At 44.8% G+C, this 1,094-nt stretch carries 1 protein-coding gene; it reads left to right on the forward strand.

Annotated elements, in window-relative coordinates; genetic code table 11:
• The first annotated feature begins 204 nt into the window (after positions 1 to 204).
• Positions 205 to 960: a hypothetical protein gene (locus KDK15_RS12230; protein WP_257295641.1), complete on the forward strand. Its 756-nt coding sequence runs from the start codon at positions 205 to 207 to the stop codon at positions 958 to 960.
• Positions 961 to 1,094: the final 134 nt, after the last annotated feature.

The raw sequence follows: 1,094 nt of genomic DNA on the forward strand, positions 1-1,094 counted from the left end.
TGAATAAGGCAATAAAAAAGCAGATTAACCAAGATAATCATAGATTACTCAACACTGTTATGAGCCCCAAATAGGCCATTATCAGGTTAAGAACGTAGTCCTGTTCTGTTAATGCCGTATAGCGCTCTGGGTACTTCACTCGACCAACATTTTAATGAATTATAGAGTGTGTACCGTACAGAATGTCTATGAAAAGGAATTCATATGAACCCAATAATCCGCGAGTATGTTTATGCCTATGCTGTGGAGGTGGACTGGGGTGATTTTTTCCCAGTGCGATCAAAAGTTGCGGCAGCGCTGAACAGTGTATTCCCGGCCATTGTTGGCAATCAGGTGTCTTGCCATGGCTATATTCGCAAAGATCATGACTGTATCCTGAGTTATCAGGAAGCCCTTAAACGGATGAAAAAGGTGCGGGTGTCTGCGCCGCTGAGAACAAAAATTATCCAGGTGGCCCAGAGTATGGATTGCTATTTTGCCGACGAAGCGCCGGTACTGGATGTCTATGTGACGATGGATGGCAGGCCGGTGACCATTATCAATGATGATGGTGCGTGCTGTTTTCCGACCCCATTTCCCCTGGCCACCTGGAAGCGAATTACTGAGACGATGCAGCCAGAGGCGTATGCCCAGGCGAATTGGCCCAAACGGCGCAGGATGATTTTGAATACCATCAGACACAATCTTGGATTTTATGATTTTTATTCAGAGGTGATGGACAATGAGAGTGCCATGCGTCTTTTTGTGGATTATATAAAACGGTTTTTCCCGGAACTGGTGACGGGGCTCTCTGATTTTCTGGATAAAAAAGCGCATTATGGCCTTGTGCCCGCCAAAACCGTGAAAGCTGCGGAGATTAATAATGAAACCTTTGAAGCGGTTGTGCAACGACACATCCATCAGGTTGATTTATACGATATGACTTATGGTGTGTTTTCTGATTTTTTTGAAGATTCGTGAATTCAACCTGATCTGACATAAAAAACAGCTGGAGCAGTTACCGCTCCTGAAAACTTGCTCAAACCTACTCAAAGTTATCTAAACCTGAGCATTTTTCGCAAGACGCCAGCCGAGCAGTGCTACTGACGATTCAC

Origin of the sequence: Endozoicomonas sp. YOMI1 (assembly GCF_024606345.1) — a bacterium.
Lineage (GTDB): Bacteria > Pseudomonadota > Gammaproteobacteria > Pseudomonadales > Endozoicomonadaceae > Endozoicomonas.

Excerpts from the sequence above, each read along its gene's own strand:
- KDK15_RS12230 (WP_257295641.1), top strand. The coding sequence starts at position 205 with ATGAACCCAATAATCCGCGAGTATGTTTATGCCTATGCTGTGGAGGTG.